At 62.4% G+C, this 20,623-nt stretch carries 15 protein-coding genes; 4 read left to right on the top strand and 11 right to left on the bottom strand.

Translation table 11 applies throughout. The annotated features are described in order from the left end of the window. Positions 1-22: 22 nt before the first annotated feature. Together ACO1XS_RS20155 and ACO1XS_RS20150 are read left to right on the top strand one after the other, a co-directional pair. Positions 23-3,115 (top strand): efflux RND transporter permease subunit, encoded by a 3,093-nt coding sequence (locus ACO1XS_RS20155; protein ID WP_486391530.1) that lies wholly within the window; start codon positions 23-25, stop codon positions 3,113-3,115. 630 nt (positions 3,116-3,745) lie between these two features. Further along, the gene (locus tag ACO1XS_RS20150) at positions 3,746-6,478 is read left to right on the top strand and encodes a hypothetical protein (protein ID WP_486391529.1); all 2,733 of its coding nucleotides are present in this window, start codon (positions 3,746-3,748) and stop codon (positions 6,476-6,478) included. An 83-nt stretch (positions 6,479-6,561) separates the two neighbouring features. Here the strand turns inward: ACO1XS_RS20150 and ACO1XS_RS20145 are convergent, their stop codons facing one another. From ACO1XS_RS20145 to ACO1XS_RS20130, 4 genes are all read right to left on the bottom strand, one after another. Next, entirely contained in the window at positions 6,562-7,287 is a 726-nt protein-coding gene (locus ACO1XS_RS20145; protein WP_486391528.1) for an amino acid ABC transporter ATP-binding protein, read from the bottom strand. Between the two features lie 44 nt (positions 7,288-7,331). Beyond that, positions 7,332-7,991, bottom strand: coding sequence for an amino acid ABC transporter permease (locus ACO1XS_RS20140; protein ID WP_486391527.1), 660 nt, complete (start codon positions 7,989-7,991; stop codon positions 7,332-7,334). A 47-nt stretch (positions 7,992-8,038) separates the two neighbouring features. Further along, on the bottom strand, positions 8,039-8,836 hold the full coding sequence (locus tag ACO1XS_RS20135) for a transporter substrate-binding domain-containing protein (RefSeq protein ID WP_331568019.1): 798 nt from the start codon (positions 8,834-8,836) through the stop codon (positions 8,039-8,041). Between the two features lie 163 nt (positions 8,837-8,999). Then, entirely contained in the window at positions 9,000-10,238 is a 1,239-nt protein-coding gene (locus ACO1XS_RS20130; RefSeq protein WP_486391526.1) for a MalY/PatB family protein, read from the bottom strand. Positions 10,239-10,362: 124 nt separating this feature from the next. Here ACO1XS_RS20130 and ACO1XS_RS20125 point away from each other — a divergent pair, with 124 nt between their 5' ends. Next, entirely contained in the window at positions 10,363-11,259 is an 897-nt protein-coding gene (locus tag ACO1XS_RS20125) for a LysR family transcriptional regulator (RefSeq protein WP_331568021.1), read from the top strand. 75 nt (positions 11,260-11,334) lie between these two features. Here the strand turns inward: ACO1XS_RS20125 and hydA are convergent, their stop codons facing one another. The 5 genes from hydA to ACO1XS_RS20100 form a co-directional block, all read right to left on the bottom strand. Beyond that, positions 11,335-12,786 carry a dihydropyrimidinase gene (gene hydA, locus ACO1XS_RS20120; protein WP_486391525.1) on the bottom strand — a complete coding sequence of 484 codons (1,452 nt, stop codon included), beginning with the start codon at positions 12,784-12,786 and terminating at the stop codon, positions 11,335-11,337. 62 nt (positions 12,787-12,848) lie between these two features. After that, positions 12,849-14,360 (bottom strand): NCS1 family nucleobase:cation symporter-1, encoded by a 1,512-nt coding sequence (locus ACO1XS_RS20115; protein WP_486391524.1) that lies wholly within the window; start codon positions 14,358-14,360, stop codon positions 12,849-12,851. Positions 14,361-14,451: 91 nt separating this feature from the next. After that, positions 14,452-15,744 (bottom strand): NAD-dependent dihydropyrimidine dehydrogenase subunit PreA, encoded by a 1,293-nt coding sequence (gene preA / locus ACO1XS_RS20110; RefSeq protein ID WP_486391523.1) that lies wholly within the window; start codon positions 15,742-15,744, stop codon positions 14,452-14,454. 47 nt (positions 15,745-15,791) lie between these two features. Further along, positions 15,792-17,165 carry an NAD(P)-dependent oxidoreductase gene (locus ACO1XS_RS20105; RefSeq protein ID WP_486391522.1) on the bottom strand — a complete coding sequence of 458 codons (1,374 nt, stop codon included), beginning with the start codon at positions 17,163-17,165 and terminating at the stop codon, positions 15,792-15,794. A 69-nt stretch (positions 17,166-17,234) separates the two neighbouring features. Next, on the bottom strand, positions 17,235-18,506 hold the full coding sequence (locus ACO1XS_RS20100) for an allantoate amidohydrolase (protein WP_486391521.1): 1,272 nt from the start codon (positions 18,504-18,506) through the stop codon (positions 17,235-17,237). Positions 18,507-18,750: 244 nt separating this feature from the next. Between ACO1XS_RS20100 and ACO1XS_RS20095 the strand changes: the two genes are divergently transcribed. Next, on the top strand, positions 18,751-19,440 hold the full coding sequence (locus tag ACO1XS_RS20095) for a TetR/AcrR family transcriptional regulator (protein ID WP_331568119.1): 690 nt from the start codon (positions 18,751-18,753) through the stop codon (positions 19,438-19,440). A 1-nt stretch (position 19,441) separates the two neighbouring features. On the opposite strand, the gene ACO1XS_RS20090 is transcribed toward ACO1XS_RS20095, so the two are convergent. Further along, entirely contained in the window at positions 19,442-20,044 is a 603-nt protein-coding gene (locus ACO1XS_RS20090; RefSeq protein WP_486391520.1) for a dimethylsulfonioproprionate lyase family protein, read from the bottom strand. Positions 20,045-20,127: 83 nt separating this feature from the next. Then, a partial coding sequence (locus ACO1XS_RS20085) for a 4Fe-4S dicluster domain-containing protein (protein ID WP_486391519.1) occupies positions 20,128-20,623 on the bottom strand: 496 nt, incomplete at its 5' end.

The raw sequence follows: 20,623 nt of genomic DNA, 5'->3' as shown, positions 1-20,623 counted from the left end.
TGTCCACGCGACCTCACTTCCCATGCTCAATGCGATCATCCGCTTCTCGCTGCGCTTTCGCGGCGTCATCTATGCGCTCGCGGTCGTCGTCGCCGGCTACGGCCTCTTTAGTCTGACGCGCGCGAAGCTCGATGTGTTTCCCGAATTCGCCCCGCCGATGAGCCAGGTCCAAGCCGAGGCACCGGGCCTGACGAGCGAACAGGTCGAGGCGCTCGTGACGCAGCCGATCGAAAATGCCCTGGGCGGCATGGTCGGTCTGCAATCGATGCGTTCGCGATCGATGCAAGGCCTATCGGCGATCACGCTCGTCTTCAACGATCGTACGGATGTCATGCAGGCACGGCAGCTCGTCACCGAGCGTATCAACGGCCTTTCCGCCAGCCTTCCCGCCGGCGTTGGCCCACCGCGGCTTTTGCCGCTCACGACCACGACGAGCGTCGTGCGGACGATCGGGTTGACATCGAAAACGCGCTCCCTCATAGCGCTCTACGACGTCGCGCAATGGACGGTAACGCCGCAGTTGCTCAGCGTGCCAGGCGTGGCTGATGTCATCGTATTCGGCGGCGCACCTCGTCAAATGCAGATTCAGGTGGATCCGGCGAAGCTGATGCGCTACGGACTATCGCTCCAGGATGTCATTGCCGCGGCTCGGCAGTCGACTGGCGTACGGGGTGCGGGCTTCGTCGAAAACGACAACCAGCGCATCGCCGTGAATGCCGACGGTCAGATCGCCACGCCTTCCAAGCTGGCGGGTGTCGTGCTGCGCTCCAGTAACGGGGCGGCGATCCGTCTCGGCGACGTCGCCAATGTCGCCTGGGGTACCGCGCCGTCCGTGGGCGCTGCATCGATCATGGGCACGCCCGGCATCATGTTGCAGCTGGAAAGCCAGTACGGCACGAACACGATGGCAGTCACGCGCGATATCGAAAGCAAGCTCGCCGCGCTCGAACCCGAGCTGACGCGCGAAGGCATCAAGGTGACCGCAAACGTCTTTCGGCCTGCCGACTTCATCGAGGCCGCGATTGGCCATCTGCGTGCGGCGCTCATCGCCGGGGCTGTGCTCGTGATCTCTGTCTTGTTTCTGTTCCTGCTCAACGTGCGCACCGCCGCGATTTCCGCAGTGGCCATTCCGATTTCGCTGCTCGTTGCGGTCATCGTTCTGACCTCGTTCGATGTGAGCCTGAATACGATGACGCTCGGCGGCCTCGCGATCGCGCTCGGCGAAGTGGTTGACGACGCAATCGTCGACGTCGAGAACATTTATCGGCGATTGCGGATCAATCGCACCTTGCCGGTACCGCTTCCGGCGCATCAAGTGGTACTGCGCGCCTCGCTCGAGGTCCGCAGTGCCGTGGTGTTCGCGACTTTCATCGTGATGTTGATTTTCCTGCCCGTGCTGACGCTGACCGGCGTGGGCGGAAAACTCTTCGCTCCGCTCGGCGTGGCTTACATTCTCGCCGTCCTGGCCTCCCTTGCCGTGGCGCTGACGCTTACGCCGGCAATGGCCCTGGCGTTGCTGAGCCGCGGACCGCTACCTGAACGCGAGCCACGCCTGATCGCCCGGCTGAAAACGCGCTACACGACGCTGCTGAAAAAGGTCGAAGAGAATGTGAAGACCGTCACGGCGGTCGTGGCACTGTTGTGCGTCGCTGCTCTGGCGACGCTGCCGTTCATGAGCGGCAACTTCATTCCGCAATTGCGCGAGGGCAATTACACCGTTCATATGGGCCTTGCTCCCGGCACATCGCTCGAAGAATCGATGCGCGTCGGTACGCTCGTGTCCCAAGCATTGATGCAGGTGCCGGGCGTGCGCCTCGTGGCACAGCGGGCCGGCCGCGCCTACGGCGTCGTCGATCCGGCCGGTGTGCAGTTGTCCGAGTTCGAGGTCGATCTCGATCCCATGAGCGCAGCCAATCGAGATCGAACGCTCTCCCGGATTCGCCAAACCCTCACACGCTTCCCCGGTTTGACCACTTCAATGAACACGTTTCTCGTCGAACGCATCGACGAAACCATTTCTGGCACGACGGCACCGGTCGTCGTGAATGTTTTCGGCAACGATCTCGATGTCATCGATCGAACAGCGGAGGACATTGCACGCGTCATCGGAACGATTCGGGGCGTGGCGAACGTCCGGGTGGAATCGCCATCTGGCATCCCCCAGTTCGACGTAAGGCTGGAGCCCGACGAATTGAGTCGATGGAGCCTCAAGCCGGTTGATGTGCTCGACGCGATTCAGGCGGCCTATCAGGGCACCACCGTATCGCAGATCTATGAGGGCAGCCGAACCTACGACGTGGTCGTGCAACTCGCACCGGCAGCTCGCAGAACGGTCTCGGATCTCCGCATCATGAGGGTACGCAATGCAGAGGGACTGGCCGTGCCTTTGCAGGCAGTCGCAACGATCCGCGAGGTCTCGGGCCGCTATCAAATCGCGCATGACGGCGGACGGCGCATGCAAACCATATCGGTCGATCTCGGCAGCCGGCCGGTGAGCGATTTCGTGAAGGAGGCGCAGGCCCGCGTGAGCCGCGAAGTCAGGATGCCACCGGGCACCTACGCCGTGTTCGGCGGCGAGAGCGAGGCGCGCGCACGAGCTCAGCGGGATATTCTCGCCTACGGCTCGATTTCGCTGATCGGCATCACGTTGCTGCTTTTCCTCGCGCTCAAAAGCCGCCGCGCGGTGCTGCTCGTCATGATCAACTTGCCGTTCGCACTCGTGGGCGGTGTCCTGAGTGTCTTGCTGACGGGCGCCGATCTTTCGCTTGGCAGCATGGTGGGCTTCATCACGCTCTTCGGCATCTCGTTGCGCAATTCGATCATGCTCATCAGCCACTACGAGCACCTGGTACATATCGACGGCTTGCCATGGAACGTCGAGACCGCCGTGCGCGGCGCATCGGAACGGCTGGTTCCGATCATGATGACCGCGCTGGTCACTGCGCTGGCGTTGCTACCGCTCGCCGTCACGAGCGGCGCCGCCGGCAACGAGATCGAGGGACCCATGGCAATCGTGATTCTCGGCGGTCTGATTACGTCCACCGCGCTCAATCTGATCGTTCTGCCGATGCTCTCATTGCACTATGGGCGGTTCGAACGGGATGATATCGCGTGAAAACGCGCGCTCGAACCGATCCGGTCGCGCCCGGCGCGGCTGCTTCAACGCCCTCCTCGCGAGTACGGCGTACAGCGTTCGCCGAGTGCCGCGGCTTTTCGCCGGCTGCCTACCGCGGCGCAGCCGCGGGCACTACGCTGGCGGCACCGAAGATTTACTTCGAACCGTGCTCCTCCCGCCGCCAAGTGCGCGGCGATCGGCTCCTTTGGTATGAGTCGGCCCGCATAGACAATCGTAATGCCCATCGACCGCCCGACCCTGCCGACGACAACGGCACCCATGGATTCGCCCTCCGCTCACGGCTCTCATGGCGACGACCGCCCTACATCGAGACCATCCGGGGCACCCGAGCCATCCGGGTCATCCGGCAACCGCACGCCGCCGAGCGGACCGCTGGCCGTGCTGCGCACGCGCCCGCGCGAGGCGCACGCTACCCCGGGTGGGCATCAAGGCGGCGACGCATTCGGCAGCGGCAATGTTGGTTCGCACCCTGAGCTGCAACCGATCGCGCGTGGCCCGCGCTTTCAGCGAGCGCTGACTCGGCAATTCGACAGGTTGAGGTTGCAGGACCCGGCAGCCATTTCTGCATCTCGCGATACCGACGATGCGCATTCGTCATCGAGCGGCTCAATGACGTCGAGCCGGCGATCCGAGCGCAACACAGACGATGCGGACGACGATTTTCTCGTGCTGGCCGACTCCGCACTCAACGGCACGCCGAACTTCTGGTCCGGCGGCGCGCGTCGCGCCGAACGGCAGCAGATGTTGTCGGAGTGGGTTGCACTATCGAGCATTCCGGCCGATGCACACGCGCTCGCCGCCGGCGCGGAAGAATTGCGCAGGCAGGCGGAGACGCTTCATCCGATCACGTTCGCCACGGACTTCGGCGATGCCCTGCGGGCCTTCCACCCCCTGGAGCAGTTGCCCAAAACGGTATTCGAATGCGAGGATGCGGCACGAGCCTGGCAGATCGCGGCCGATCAATACCGCGCTGCAATCGATTTGACGCGCAAGGTCGGCGCAGCCGCCGCAGACGTCGGGAAGCTCGACGAAGCGGCCGCGCATTGCGAGGCTCAGACAGCGCGACTGATCGTCAAGGCTTCGCTGCTGACCGCCATGACCCACTTCAAGCGAAACCGGCATGCTTTCGCAGTGGGCAATCCGCGAGCCCTGGACGCGGTGCTGAAACCATTGCGCACCGCGCTCGAACACTGCGAGGCGGATTCGCTTCGCGCGCTGCCGCTCGATGTGGCACCGATCGAGGCCTTCGACGCCGAGCTTCGCGCAGTCGCCGACGCCTTCGGGCAGTTGTCGGCCGCCGCGGCACAGAATCCCGCGATGGCCCCGGCGGGAAACCGCAAGAACGTTTTATCGGAACTCGAGTACGTCCTGAGCGCGCTGCCGCTCGTCCTGCGAGGCGAGCCGAACGTGCCGGCGCTGCTGGCCGCGCTGCACTCGGCCCTCGAAGCTCCGTTGGTTCAAGCCGGCGGTCTTCTGGTCGCGGCACAAGCGCGTCGCAGCGACCCGTCGCGTTCCCTCGACAGCCTGGTCGATACGTTCGAGTCCTGGTATCAGACTGCGCGTGCCTACGACGATGCGCTTCACACGTTCGATGATTCCACGGCATCCTGGCCTGAAGCGGCACGCTCGGCTCCAAAAGCGCGGCAACTGTCCGCAGAGCTCGGCGAGTCCCGCAACGCGGCTGTCGGTCAAATGAACGAGGCGCTCGTCGAGCTCTTCTCGGCGATGTCGGCCACGATGCATGAGCCGCATGACGAGGATGCCGATCCGACCGCGGCGAGCACGAGTGTGACGGCCGCCGAAATATTGATCGGTTCGGATGTGCGGTGGCATTGCCAGACACTGCGGGCCAAGCTGGAAGCGACGCCGTTCCCGCGTGACGCGGCGGATATCGATGCCGCCCGCCTGGCGGCGCCTTTCGCCGCATTGGAACAGTACGTGGAAGCGATGCTCGATCGGGAGGCGGACCTGCTCGACGCCGCGGATCGGGTGCGCAAGGCCGCCGTGGCGGCCGGGGCCGCGGCGCCCGCATATGGTCGCGCCCTGGGCCCCGCCCTTCGCCAATTCACGAGCGCGTGTGCCCGACAGCGAACGAGACTCCTCAACGGCGCCTTTCAGAAGGCTCACGCCGCGACCGTCGCGTTCACCATCGAAGAGTCCGCCGCAATGGGGCCGGCGCTGAAATGCATGTACGACCTTCGGCAATCGCTTCCGATCGTGCGGTTCGGCGCTTCCCCCGAAGACCGCGCCGCGGCGCGAGAAGAGGAAACCGCCAACGAAGCGCTGATCGCGACTACGCGCGAAGCCGTCCAACGTATCGAGGCGCATCTTGCGCAAATGCCTTCGCCACCGGCGGATGCACCCGAGATCATCGCGGACAACCACGCCAACCTGCAGTTGAACCTGAACGCCCTAACCGTGGCTATGCGCTCGGTCGCCGAGCTGGTCGAATGCTACGGCGAGGCCCGTCGTGCGATCCACGATGGCGCTACGGCGGATTGCACGGTGAAGCTCCGGTTGCTGGCCGAAACGGCGAGGCAGGTGCGCGAGCAGGCCGCCGCCGTGCCGTCCGCGGGCCGAAGCAAACGTCTGACTCGCGGTGTCGCCGGCGAACGTGCTCAACGTACGTGGCAATTCACGCGGCGTGTGGCCCGCACGGCCAAATCGGTTCAGTACACACTGAGTGTGCTCGCCGACCTCTCGCACGGGTACCGAAACGCGGCGGAGCTCAGCCGCGAGCCGACACTCGACCCGTTGCGCTTTCAACAACTATCCGATCAACTGTCCGACGACGTGTCGCGTGCCGCGAAGGATATCGACGCGACTCGCAACCAGCTGATCGAGGACGTCGGCACTCGGCACCCCAGCGTGGATGCCGCGACGACCGCCGAACGCGAAATCGATCAAATTCAATCGTTCACCATCCGTCTCGAATGGCGCTACGTCGCCGACTTCGATACAGCGAAGCGTCAATGGCTTCGAGCGACCGTGCGTGCGCTGGCCGAGCGGCTCGAGGATCCGGCCGGCACCGTTCCGTTCGGTGCGGCGCCGCTGCTCGATATGATCGACCAACACCTCGCGGCCGGCACGAAGATTCTCATGATCGCCGCCTCCCGCATGGAAGACGTGGAAAAACGTCAGATCACAGACGCGCTGCGGGACAACAATGAAATCAGAGGTGAAGTGAAAGCGTGCCGTGAGCAGTTGAAACGCCTGCCGGCCAGCGCACGGACCGCTCCGGAGCAGCGTCCGGTGCCGCCCTCGCGGCCCGCTTCCGGCACGGGAACCTCCCGGGCCGATAGCCGCAACAAGAAAGCGAGCGGTAAGGGGAAGCGCCGCTGAGGCGAGCGGAGTATGCGTCCGAACGCCTGGGACTCAACCCTCCAAAATGTTATGCCGCCGATCGGAACACCGCACGGAGAGTATCAATGCAGGACCTTCGCAAGAAAGTCCCGAGCGCGCTCCGATCGAGGCGTATCGAAGAAGCTGTCCTTGACACAGTCCTCGACGATCACGCCGGCATCCATGAAAAGCACGCGATCGGCGACCTTGCGCGCAAAACCCATTTCATGCGTCACACAGACCATCGTCATACCGTCTTGTGCGAGCTCGATCATCAAGTCCAGGACCTCGTTGATCATCTCCGGATCGAGGGCCGACGTCGGCTCGTCGAACAGAATCGCCGCGGGGTCCATCGACAATGCGCGGGCGATGGCGACACGCTGCTGCTGTCCGCCCGACATTTGCCCCGGAAACTTTCGAGCGTGCGACTCGAGCCCCACCCGATCGAGCAGCATCATCGCCTTCACGTCGGCTTCTTCGCGGGATCGCCGGAGCACCTTCATCTGCGCCAATGTGAGGTTCTCCAAAATGCTCATATGCGGGAACAGCTCGAAATGCTGAAAGACCATTCCGACCCGGGTACGAAGTGACGTCAGATCCGCTTTCGAATGTCCCACGCTGACGCCGTCGACGGTGATCGAACCTTGCTGGAAAACCTCCAGCCCATTGATGGTCTTGATGAGCGTCGACTTTCCCGATCCCGAAGGCCCGCAGACGACCACGACCTCGCCTTTTTGAACTCGCGTCGTGCAGCTATCGAGTACGCGATGCTGGCCGTACCACTTTGAAACGTTATCGATGTCAATCATGTCGTGTTACCCGATCTTAAGGTTGCTTGCGGGCCGGCTGGCATCTAGTGACGGCTCTGCAAGGCGAAGCGCCCTTCCAAGCGATTCTGGACCCCCGCCAGCAGCGAACTCAGCACCCAATACAGCGCGGCCGCCGCGAGGTACAACGGCAACGGCTGAAATGTCGTTGCAATGACCTCCTGCGCGGAACGCAGCAACTCCGTCACCGTGATCACGGAAACGAGCGACGTGTCCTTGATCAGACTGATGAGCGTGTTGCCCATGGACGGCACCGCAAGGCGCAGCGCCTGCGGGCCGACGACGTACCGCAACGTCTGGAAATAGGTGAGCCCCAAACTGTGCGATGCGCTCCATTGGCCGCGCGGGATGCCCAGAATCGCACCGCGCATGCTCTCGGAAAGGTAGGCCCCCGCGTTCAACGTCAGTGTCAGAATTCCCGCCGTCGTCGGCGACAGCGATATGCCGATGTCGGGCAGTCCGTAGTACACGACGAACATCTGCACGAGCAGCGGCGTGCCGCGCATCACACTGACGTAGGCTTGCGCGACCCGATCGAGATAGCGATTGCCGCTGATTCTCAACACCGCGGTGAGCGCACCGACCAGGAGCCCGAATGCCATCGCCGCGACCGCAAATTTCACGGTCAAAAGCGCACCCATCAATAACACGGGGGCCGAGTTGACCACCAAATCGAATCGATCCATCTCTTCACACTCCAGCAAACAGCAGCGGCCGGCCAGGCGCCAATTCGTCAATTACCGACCGGATGAGCGACATCCACGCCGAACCACTTCTTGGAAATCGCAGCGAGCGTCCCGTCGTTCTTCATGGTCGTCAGTGCCTCGTTTACCGCGGCCGAGAACTTGGGATTTCCTTTTTTGAACGGAATACCGATTTCATCGCTGGTATTCTTCAGGAGCCCGCCTCCACGAATCGGCACGTGAGAAGTCTTGATCAGATATGGCACGAACAGGCGGTCATTCAGATACGCGTCGGCTCGACCGCCTACGAGATCGCTGAGCGCTTCGGACATTCCGGGGTACGTCTGCACGATGATGCCGGGAACCGACTTTGCCAGATCGGCAAAGTTCGAACCGAGTGTCACGGCGACGCGCTTACCCTTCAGTTCGTCGAGACTCTGATACTCGGTCTTGTCGTCCTTTCTTTCCAGGACTTGGACGGCTGAATAAGCGTACGGAGGACTGAAGTCCAGCGATTCGCGGCGCTTTTGCGTGATGGTCACCTGATTCACGACCACGTCGAACTTGCCGGCCTGCAGGCCGCCGATCAGCCCCGACCACTCCCCCGTATAGAAGTCCGGTTTGACGCCGAGCTTCGCGGCCAGCGCTCGTGCGACATCGACGTCGAAGCCCTGCAATCTTCCCTGCGAGTCTCGATAGTCGAACGGAGGATAGGTTCCCTCCATGCCGATCATCAACGTGCCCCGAGCCTTGACGGCATCAAGCAGGTCTTGCGCAAAAGCACCGAACGACATAGACGCCGCCGATATCGAGAGCGCTGCAAAAAGAATGGCTTTCCGGATCTTCACGATTTTGTCTCCAACGTTATATGAATAGCCCATGAACGACAGACGAATACGTTTCGATTCATCCATCCACAGGCGGGTACTACAAAACAACGCACAAAGCGCTCATGCGCCTTATCGACGTCAACCTCCGATCGATCGGGTCCTTACGCCTCAGCCTTACGCCTCAGCCTTCCGTCACCGCAGCCGCGAGCCGCACAATCGCTTCGTCGACCGTCGCGCGAGGGCAGCCGAGGTTCACGCGCATATAGCCGTGCCCTTCCCTACCGAACTTCTGCCCCTTGTCGAGCCAAAGCCTCGCCTTGGTCAGCATGAATTTATCGAGCGCGTCGGCGTCCATTTCCAACCCTCGGCAGTCCATCCAGGCCAGATAGAGAGAATCCGCGGGCAGCACCTTGAGCTTCGCCGTCATCTCGTTGACGGCGTTGCGAAAGTGAGCGTGGTTCGCGCGCAGATAGCTCAACATCTGTTCGAGCCACGGCTCGCCGTGCGTATAGGCTGCTTCCGCCGCGACCATTCCCAACGTGTTGACGAGCGGGAACATGTTTCTGTCGTACTGCCGGAGCAGTTCGGCGCGCAGACGCCGGTTCGGAACGAATACGTTCGCGCTTTGCAGACCAGGCAGGTTGAAGGTCTTGCTGGGCGCCGTGCAGGTGACGCTGTTCTGCGCGAACGTTTCGCCGAGCGAAGCGAACGGAATGTGCTTTTTCGCGGGGTTGACGATCAGGTCCTGATGGATTTCGTCGGAGACGACGAGCACGCCATGCCGAAGGCAAATTTCCCCCATGGCGCGCAGCTCGCCCTCGGACCACACATTACCGGTCGGATTATGGGGATGGCTCAGGATGAAGAGCTTCGTGTTATCCCGGATCGCCGCTTCGAACGTCTTTTCGTTGAAGCGATAACCCGTGTCCGTTCGTTCGAGCGGCGCGAAAGCCAGATGGCGTCCGTTCATCAGGACGTCGTTGTGGAAATGCGCATAGACCGGCGGCTGAATCAGCACTGTGTCGCCCGGCGACGAAAATGCCTGCACCGCAGTCTTCAGCGTGGTGATGATGCCGGACGTCTGCACCACCCATTCTTTGGGGACGTCCCAGCCGAAACGCTTGGCCTGCCAGCCGACCACCGCCTCGACATAGCTGTCGGTGGCGCCGCCCGGATAGCCGAAGATGCCGTGCTCGACCGCTTCGTGAAGCGCCTCGATCACGGGGTGGGGCGCGCGGAAATCCATATCGGCAACCCACATGGGCAACGGATCCGCAGCGAATTCATCTGCTGAAAGCAGCTTTTCGGCAATCGCCCATTTCATCGAGTTCGACTTCTTGCGATCGGCAACTTGATCGAATATGCAAGCAAGGTTTTCCGTCAAAGCGTCGTCTCTGATCTCTCTGGAACATGCCTTCACTATTTCTTCCTCGTTTCGATATGACGGCACGCGGTCACGCGGCCATGAATTTCGGTCAGAATAGCAACGCACGTCCATGAGCAGAAATGGTATGTTTTCATGGAACAATGAATGGAGATCATGGATGCTAGACCGCCAACAGCTCGCTATCCTGCTGGAAGTCGATCGGCTAGGCAGCGTCACCGCAGCCGCGGAACGGCTCAACGTCACACAGTCCGCGCTGTCGCACACGATCCGAAAGATGGAAGAGCAGCATGGCGTCAAGATCTGGACGAAGAGCGGGCGCGGGCTGCGCTTTTCTCAGGCCGGGGAGTATCTGCTCGCTTTGGCGCAGCGCGTGTTGCCCCAAATCGATCACGCCGAGCGCGTGTTGGTGGATTTCGCCGAAGGTCGGCGCGGCGCACTGCGCGTCGGCATGGAGTGCCATCCCTGCCAAAAGTGGCTATCGCGGCTCACGCCCCGTTACCTTGCCGCCTGGCCGGACGTCGACTTCGACGTGCGCACAGCGTTCCGCTTCGACGGCGTTGCGGCACTTGCCGGCCATGAGATCGACCTGCTCGTTACGCCCGATCCCATCGATTTACCGGATATTCGCTTCACGCCTGTCATCGACTACGAGCTCGTCCTGGTCGTGCACGAAGCGCATCCGTTGGCTGCGCGTGCCTTCGTTCAGCCTCGCGACCTGCGCGACGAAGAACTGATCACCGTTCCCGTCAGCGAAGACCGGCTCGACATCTATACGCGCTTTCTTATCCCGGCTCATTGCAAGCCGAGGAACCGTAGAACCGCGGAAGCGACCGATCTTATGCTCCAGCTCGTCGCCGCCGGGCGCGGCGTTTCGGTGCTGCCCGACTGGCTCGTTCACGAAGAGGGCGCCGATTTCCCGATTCGAGCCGTGCGGCTTGGCAAGCGCGGCATCGGCAAGAGCATCAATTTGGGTATCCGCCGCGGAGAAGAGGAAATCGGATATATCGCCGGCTTCGTGGCGATCGCGCGCGAGATGCGCGTCAGCCGAGCTTGATCGCCCGGCGTGTTCCGTCGCCGCATCCGAGGTTTGACGCACGTCCACACGGCAACACCGCCTACGCGTCAGTCTTCAGCGCGCCACCGGTGCCGGTTCCTTGAGCCGGTTCGCCACACGAATGGCGTCGAAATAAGCGGGATTCGGCGGCCGTTTCAGATAACGGCCCTGCCCGCGCCGCGCGCGCAAATCGCCATCGGCCCACGCCAACTCGCCGCGCGCGATCGTGTACGTAGCCACACCTTCGACCGTGATTCCTTCGAATACGTTGAAATCGACGTTCTGATGGTGCGTGGCCACTGAAATCGTTCGGCTCCCCTGCGGGTCCCAGACCACGAGATCGGCATCGGCGCCCTGCACCACCGCGCCTTTGCGCGGATAAAGATTGAAAATCTGCGCGGCGTTCGTCGACGTCACACGCACGAACTCATTCGGCGTGAGGCGCCCCATGTTGACGCCGTAATGCCAGAGCACCGACATGCGGTCTTCCACGCCCCCGCATCCGTTCGGAATTTTTGTGAAATCGTCCCGCCCCATCGCCTTTTGCGACGCACAGAACACGCAATGATCCGTCGCAGTCGTCTGGAGATGACCGGCCTGCAACCCGTGCCAAAGCGCATCGCGATGCGCCTGCGTGCGAAACGGCGGGCTCATGACGTGCGCGGCCGCACGTCCCCAGTCGGTATCCCGGTACACCGATTCGTCGATGACGAGATGCCCCGCGAGCACTTCGCCGAACACGCGCTGGCCCTCGCTGCGCGCGCGGATGATTGCATCGAGCGCATCCTTCGCCGACACGTGCACGATGTAGACCGGCACGCCCAATACCTGCGCGATCCGTATCGCGCGGTTGGCCGCCTCGCCCTCGACCTCGGGTGGACGCGAAAGCGGATGGGCCTCCGGTCCGGTAAAGCCGCGAGCGAGCAATTCGCGCTGCAGCCGGAACACGAGTTCGCCGTTCTCCGCGTGCACCGTCGGCAGCGCTCCGAGCTCGAGCGCGCGCATGAAACTGTTCACGAGCACTTCGTCGTCGGCCATGATCGCGTTCTTGTAGGCCATGAAGTGCTTGAAACTCGAGACGCCATGCTCGTGCACGAGCGTGCCCATGTCCCGATGAACCGATTCGTCCCACCACGTCACCGCGACGTGAAAGCCGTAATCGGCCGCGGCCTTCTCGGCCCAGCCGCGCCAGTCCTCGAACGCGCTCATGAGGGGCTGCTGCGGATTCGGAATCACGAAATCGATGATGCTCGTCGTGCCGCCCGCCAGACCGGCTGCCGTCCCCGTGAAGAAGTCGTCGCTGGCCCGCGTGCCCATGAACGGCAACTCCATATGCGTGTGCGGATCGATGCCGCCCGGCATCACATACTGCCCGCCCGCATCGATGACGGTCGCGTCAGCCGGCACATCGAGATCGAGCCCAATCTGCGCGATCGTGCCGCCCGCCGCACTGTCGTGGCACAGCACATCGGCCCGATAAGTGTCGTTCGCGTCGACCACGGTGCCACCGCGAATCAGGATTGCCATTTCGATGTCTCCTGTTCCATGCCATGTCGTCAATGGAAGTTGACGCTGATGTCTTCGTGCCGCTATGCCCGGGCGATGCGTGGATTCGCCCGATCGCCGAGCCGCATCCACACGCCGTAGACGAGCGCGGCCAACACGAGCCCGACGAACCACGCATACGTATACAGTTCCTTGAACATATCGGGCACATTCGGAAATGCCGCGGGAAACGCGGTGTTGAGAAAGCCAGGCAGGTTGGGCAGCACGCCGATCAGCAGCGCCGCGACAGCCGCGGGATTCCATCCGCCCGTGTACGAATATTCGCCATGCTCGTCGAACAGCTCGCTGTGATCGAGCCGGGTACGTCGCACGAGAAAGTAGTCGACCATCATGATGCCCGCCACCGGACCGAGCAGCGCCGAGTATCCGACCAGCCATGTGAAAATGTAGCCCTGCGTGGTCGCGAGAATCTTCCAAGGCATCATGACGATTGCAATCGTTGCGGTGATCAGGCCACCGGTCTTATATGACACTGCTCGCGGCCAAAGACTCGAGAAATCGTACGCCGGACCGACGAGGTTGGCTGCGAGATTGCAGCACATCGTATCGAGCGTGAGGATGATCAGCGCGAGCCCGACGCCGATACCGGTCATGCGGCTCGTCAGATCGATCGGGTCCCAGATCGCCTTGCCGTAGATGACGACCGTGGCCGAGGTCACCACCACGGAGATGACGGAGAGCAAAGCCATCGGTAACGGCAGGCCAATTGCCTGCCCCACCATCTGGTCGCGCTGTGTGCGCGCAAAGCGTGTGAAATCGGGAATGTTCAGCGCCAGCGTGGCCCAGAACCCGACCATCGCAGTCAGGCTCGGCCAGAACGTCGCCCAGAATTGCCCGGCCTTCTTGCCGCCCGCCACGAACTGGGATGGCGTCGACAACATCGAGCCGACACCGCCCGCTTTGGACGTCGCCCACCAGACGAGCGCTACGCACATCACGACCTTGATCGGCGCGGACCAACTTTCGAGCCAGCGGATCGAATCGGTGCCGTTGACGATGAAGTAGATCTGGATGCCCCAGAAAAACAGAAAGCAGGCCGCCTGCCCTGCCGAAATGCCGAGCACCGCGATCGGCGCGCCTTGCAAGCTGTTGCCGGTCAGGATGTTGAGCAGCGTATAGATCGCGCTGCCGCCGAGCCAGGTCTGAATCCCGTACCAGCCGCAGGCGACGATCGCACGCAATAACGCAGGCAGTTTGGCGCCTTGTGTACCGAACGAGGCGCGCACCAGCACGGCGTAGGGAATCCCGTGCTTCGCACCCGCATGGCCGATCAGCAGCATCGGCACGAGGACGATCACGTTGCCGAGCAGTACGGTCAGCACGGCTTGCCACGGCGACATGCCCTGATCGGTCAACCCGGCCGCCAGCATGTACGAGGCGATGTTCATCACCATGCCAACCCATAGCGCCGCGAAGTGATACCACTTCCAGGTTCGGCGAGCCGGGTCGGTCGGCGCGAGGTCGTCGTTGTAGAGCGGGCTCGCAGCCAAGCCCGGCTGCATGACGGCATCGCTGCTTCCTACGGACTGATTCATTGGGTTCTCCCGTCGTCGCCTGCGTGTCATGTACACGCACCGACTATCAAATGACCGGCGCGCCGTCTCATGCGGCGCGTCCGGGCTCGCGTCAGGCCGCTTGAGCAGGAACGCCGGCCTCGTCCTGCGTGCGCGCCGGGTTGTTCGGATGCGTGGTCCAATTGGAATAGGCGCCGCTGTCGACGCGCTCCATCGTGATGCATTGATCGACCGGGCAGACGTGCATGCAAAGATTGCACCCGACGCACTGGTCGTCGATCACCTCGAAATGGCGCACGCCGTCCTTTTCTCGCGTAATGGCCTGATGCGAGGTGTCTTCACAGGCGATATGGCAGAGCCCGCATTGGATGCAGCGCGACTGATCGATGCGCGCCTTGATGTCGTAGCTCATGTTCAGGTACTTCCAATCCGTCACGTTCGGCACCGCACGGCCGCGGATGTCGTCGAGCGTCGCGTAGCCCTTTTCATCCATCCAGTTCGAGAGCCCATCGGCAAGATCCGAAACGATCCGAAAGCCGTAATGCATCGCGGCGGTGCAGACTTGCACACTGCCGGCGCCCAGCACGATGAACTCGGCCGCGTCGCGCCATGTCGTGATACCGCCGATGCCAGAAATCGGCAACCCCGGCGTCTCGCCGTCGCGCGCGATTTCGGCCACCATGTTGAGCGCGATCGGTTTCACTGCCGGGCCGCAATAGCCGCCGTGCGTGCCTTTGCCGTCGACGGTCGGCATGGGTGCCATCTGATCGAGATCGACGGCGACAATCGAATTGATCGTGTTGATCAGCGATACGCCATCGGCACCGCCCTTGAATGCGGCGCGCGAGCCGAGGCGGATATCGGTGATGTTGGGCGTGAGCTTCACGAGGCACGGCAGCCGCGTACCCTCCTTGCCCCAGCGCGTGACCATTTCGATGTATTCGGGCACCTGACCGACGGCGGAGCCCATGCCGCGTTCGCTCATACCATGCGGGCACCCGAAATTGAGTTCCACGGCATCGGCGCCGGTATCTTCGACACGCGGCAGAATCCATTTCCAGTCCTGCTCGTTGCAAGGCACCATCAACGAGACGATCAGCGCGCGATCGGGCCAATCGCGCTTGACCTGCTCGATTTCGCGCAGATTGACCTCGAGCGGGCGATCGGTGATCAACTCGATATTGTTGAGCCCCGCGATGCGCTGCCCGTTCCATTGCACAGCGCCATAGCGCGAGCTGACGTTGACGACATGCGGATCGAGACCGAGCGTCTTCCAGACCACACCGCCCCAGCCCGCCTCGAAGGCGCGGTTGACGTTGTAGGCCTTGTCGGTTGGCGGAGCCGAAGCAAGCCAGAACGGATTCGGCGATGAAATGCCGGCAACGGTGCAGCGAAGATCGGCCATGGCGGGCTCCGTGGGGCGAAGGCTGGGAAAGAATCGGGCTGAGCGCGTCAGGCCGCGTGCTTGGCCGTGCGGGCGAAATGCCGGTCCATCGATTCGGCCGCGAGCTTGCCGTCCTGCACGGCCTGGACCGTCAGATCGAGCCCTTCACGTGCGGCGCAGTCGCCGCCGGCCCAGACCTGCGCAAGCGAGGTACGGCGTTCGTCGTCGACGACGATGCGCCCGCCATCGAGCGTGAGAACCTCGCGATCGATGCCGTCAGCGACAAGCTTCTGTCCGATCGCCTTCAGTACCATGTCGGCCTCGATGGCGAAACGCTCGCCCGTGTCGATGAGGCGGTGCGATTCGTCTTCGCGGGTGCGCTCGAATTCCACGCCGGTCACATGGCGTCCGTCGCCGTCCGCAATGAGTCGCAGCGGCCGCGCGCACAGCACGATCGTGACGCCTTGCTTTTGCGCGAATTCGCGCTCGGCCCACGTCGCACTCATCGCCTCCACCCCACGCCGGTAGACCATCGTTACGCTCTCGGCACCGAGCTTGCGGCTTTGCACGGCGGCGTCGACAGCCGTATTGCCGCCGCCGATGACGACCACGCGACGGCCGACGGGTAAGGTCGATTTGTCTTTTGCCTGGCGCAGCCGCGCGATGAACGCGATGGCGTCTTCGACGCCGACCAGCCCTTCGCCCTCGATACCGACCGCCTTGACACCCGCGAGCCCCACTGCCAGAAAGACCGCGTCATGCTGCTGACGCAACTCCGCCAGGTCGATGTCACGCCCAAGCGCTGCACCGGAGCGCCATTCGATGCCGCCGACCGACAGCAGCCATTGCACCTCGCGCTGCGCGAAGTCGTCGACAGTCTTATAGGCGGCAATGCCGTATTCATTGAGGCCGCCTGGCAACGCATGCGCATCGAAAATCGTTACGCGATGGCCCGACAGTGCAAGACGATGCGCACAGGCGAGCCCGGCCGGTCCCGCACCGACCACGGCGATGCGGCGCCCCGTATCGGGTGCGCGCGCAAAGAGCGGCTCGCCTCGGGCCATGGCCCAGTCCGTCGCATGCCGCTGCAACGCGCCAATCCGTACCGGTTCGTTGTCCTGATCGTTTCGAACGCACGCGCCTTCGCACAGAATCTCGGTGGGGCAGACCCGCGCGCACATGCCGCCGAGCGGATTGGCCGACAGAATATCGCGCGCCGCGCCCTTCAGGTTCCCATTGCCGATCTTGCGAATGAATCCGGGGATATCGATTTGCGTCGGACAGGCATGCACGCATGGCGCGTCGTAGCAATAGTGGCAGCGGCTGGCCGCAACCGCTGCCTCCGTGGCGTTCATGAGCGGCGAGATATCGGCGAACTCGCAAGCCAACTGAGCCGAGTCAAGCCGGCCGGCGGCAATATCGCCGGTTTTCTTGATGGTCATGCGTGCTCCTTCGCAAGAGGGACGACAGGACTGGACGACGTGAAACAGCAGCCGGACAAACCGCGTGCGTCAGACGGCCTCGCATGCGCGCTCGAGCATCGCGTGCAACAGCACGTTCGCTCCCGCCTCGATCCATTCGGGCGTGGCATCCTCGATTTCGTTATGGCTGATGCCGTCGACGCAGGGGACGAACACCATCGATGTCGGGGCCACCTGTGCGAGATAGCAGGCGTCGTGTCCGGCGCCCGACACCATGTCGCGATGCGAATAGCCGAAGCGCTGTGCGGCACGTCTAACCGATTCGACGCAGGCACGATCGAACGCAACGGGTGCGTAATAAAAGATTTGGTCGAGCGCGGTTTCGAGACCAACACGGTTGGCGATGTCGGCTACGCCCTGGCGCAGCTCGGCGTCCATTTGCGCGAGTACGGCATCGTCGGGATGGCGAAAGTCGACAGTGAAAAAGACGCGCCCGGGAATGACGTTGCGCGAGTTCGGATGAATCTGCATCATGCCGACCGTTGCGCACGCAAGCGGTGCATGAGCCAGCCCGATCCGGTTGACGAGATCGACGACGCGTGCGGCCCCGAGCAGCGCATCGCGGCGACGCGGCATCGGCGTAGGGCCCGCATGTGCCTCCTGCCCGGTCAGCACGATTTCGTACCACCGCTGCCCTTGCGCATCGGTGACGACACCGATCGTCTTGTCCTCGGCCTCGAGAATCGGGCCCTGCTCGATATGCAGTTCGAACGCCGCGTGGATCGGCCTGCCGCCGCAGGGCACGTCGCCCGCATAGCCGATCCGCTGCAGTTCCTCGCCAATCGTTTTGCCCTCGATATCTTTGCGCGAGAGCCCGTACTCGAGCGTAAAAACGCCGGCGAATACGCCTGAGGCCACCATCGCCGGGGCAAAGCGCGAGCCTTCCTCATTGGTCCAGATGACGGCCTCGACCGGATGCTCCGTTTCGATGCGATGATCGTTGAGCGTGCGAATCACCTCGAGCCCGCCGAGCACGCCGTAAATGCCGTCGAACCGGCCGCCGGTGGGCTGCGAATCGGCATGCGAGCCCGTCATGACCGGGGCGGCGTCGGGATGACGGCCCGCGCGCCGCATGAAGACATTGCCCATCTGATCGACGCTGACCGTACAGCCGGCTTCCTTCGCCCAACTGACGATCAGATCGCGCCCTTGCCGATCGAGATCGGTCAGCGCAAGGCGGCATACACCGCCTTTCGCTGTCGCGCCGATCTTCGCCATCGTCATCAGGCTGTCCCACAGGCGCTGGCCGTTGACCTTCATCGACGTATCGATGCCGCGCTCTGTCATTGCACTCGTGCTCATCGGACGCGCTCCTTATTGAAATCGGACGATTGGCATGCCTGACCAGCGCATCGGAATCGCGCATTGCATTGAAGTACGTGCTTCATCGATTTCATCGTTTCAATGCGGATCGAATCCTGTCCGATTGGACAGGTTTTAGAACATTGGCCTCGACTTTGCAATCTTTTCTTTATTCGGGCGATGACGAGACCGCTGACGACTACAATGGGACCGGACGCGGCATAGGATCGAACAAGGCGCTTACATGAAGATCGACGACCGACGGGCGGCGATGGCCGAACACTCCGACGCGCAATCGGACCCACCGATATTGCGACGCCGCAAGGCACATATCCGGCTGTCCAACGAAGCGCATTTGCTCGCTTGCGCCGAGGCCGTGTTTGCCGAGCGAGGCCTCGAGGGGGCGAGCACGGCCATGATCGCCGAGCGTGCCGGCGTGCCGAAAGCCAACGTGCACTACTACTTTCCGACGAAACTAGCGCTCTATCGCCGCGTGCTGGACGACGTATTCGAGGAATGGCATTGCGCGGCCAATACGTTCGATTCGAGCGACAACCCTGTCGAAGCGATAGAAGGATATGTGCGAGCGAAGATGGCGCTCTCGCAACGCCGCCCACTCGGATCGAAGGTCTGGGCCAGCGAGATCATTCAAGGCGCCATGCATATGCAGGATATTCTTTCGGAACGCGTCAAGCCGTGGATGGAAACGCGCGTCGTCGTCATCAACGATTGGATTGCGCGCGGGCTGCTCGCACCGATCGATGCGCGTGCACTGCTTTATTTGATCTGGGCTGTCACGCAGCACTACGCTGATTTCGATGCGCAGATCAAGGCGCTTTCAGGCAAACGTGCGCTGTCGAAAAAAGCGTTTGCAGCGCTGACCGACGATGTCGTGGCCCTGGTGATCCGTGCATGTGGGGCGAGAGCGCCATAGGTCAGACCTTAAGACACCACAAAGCCAGGAATGGATTGTCGTCCGAGCGCACAGCGTGAATCGCGCCGGGGACATTGTGGATGCCGCAACCAATCCCTGGCGAAAGCCATGGCCCCCGATCCTTGCGAAACTGACCGGGGGTCATCAACACATACGCTTCCTCGGGCGGATGACCGTGATCGGGGTAGCGGACGTCAGGCTTCATGATCGTAAAGCCAAGCTGAAGATCGGACCGTTCCTCGGTGCCGCCTGGGCCGCAAATCGTGCCGTTCGCATGGCCCTCCAGAAAATTCTCGCTCGCATTCGCAACGGTCATCCGCCGGGACCAGCCGATATACGGTTCGAGCGCTTTGATGCTTCGCGCCACTTGGCCGAATGCATTGTCCGCGCCCAGATACGGCTCGAGCGTGCTATCGAGCCAATCGCAAGCGGGAAAGCGCTCGCGTGTCTCCAAGCGAATCTCGCCATGTCGCTCGAGCAGCGCGAATATCTGAACCGCCAATGCGCGGGCCTCTTTTGTCAGCGTCTCGGCCGCGAAGAGCACCCTGGCTCCGTCTATGAAGTCTTGTATTTCTTTGGGACGCGAATGTGATCGGATATCCATGGTCATTGCCAAACGCTGAGCAACCGTATCAGCCCTCTTCACCCCACGGTCGCGGCTGAAGCGCGCTCCGTCGGGCTCGGGCATTACATGTTCGCATAGTTTGGCCCACCACTGCCTTCGGGCGTGACCCAGACGATGTTTTGTGTCGGGTCCTTGATGTCGCACGTTTTGCAATGCACGCAGTTCTGCGCATTGATGACGAGCCGGTCGCTCCCGTCGTCGTTTTTGACGAATTCGTACACCGCGGCAGGGCAGTACCGTCCCTCCGGCCCCGCGTAGGTATGCAGATTAACGTTCACTGGGACGGACGGATCTTTCAGCGTCAAATGCGCCGGCTGATTCTCTTCGTGGTTCGTGTTCGACAGGAAGACCGACGAAAGCCGATCGAACGTGAGTTTGCCATCGGGCTTCGGATAAGCGATCGGCGCGCACTGCGCCGCGGGCTTGAGCATCTCGTGATCGCGGTGCTTGTGATGGAGCGTCCACGGCACGTTGCCGCCGAACAGCTTTTGCTCGATGCCGACCATCAGCGTGCCGAGATAGAGCCCCTTGCTCATCCACTGCTTGAAGTTGCGCGCG

This window comes from Trinickia sp., assembly GCF_057351765.1.
This window is presented reverse-complemented; position numbering and strand designations above follow the sequence as displayed.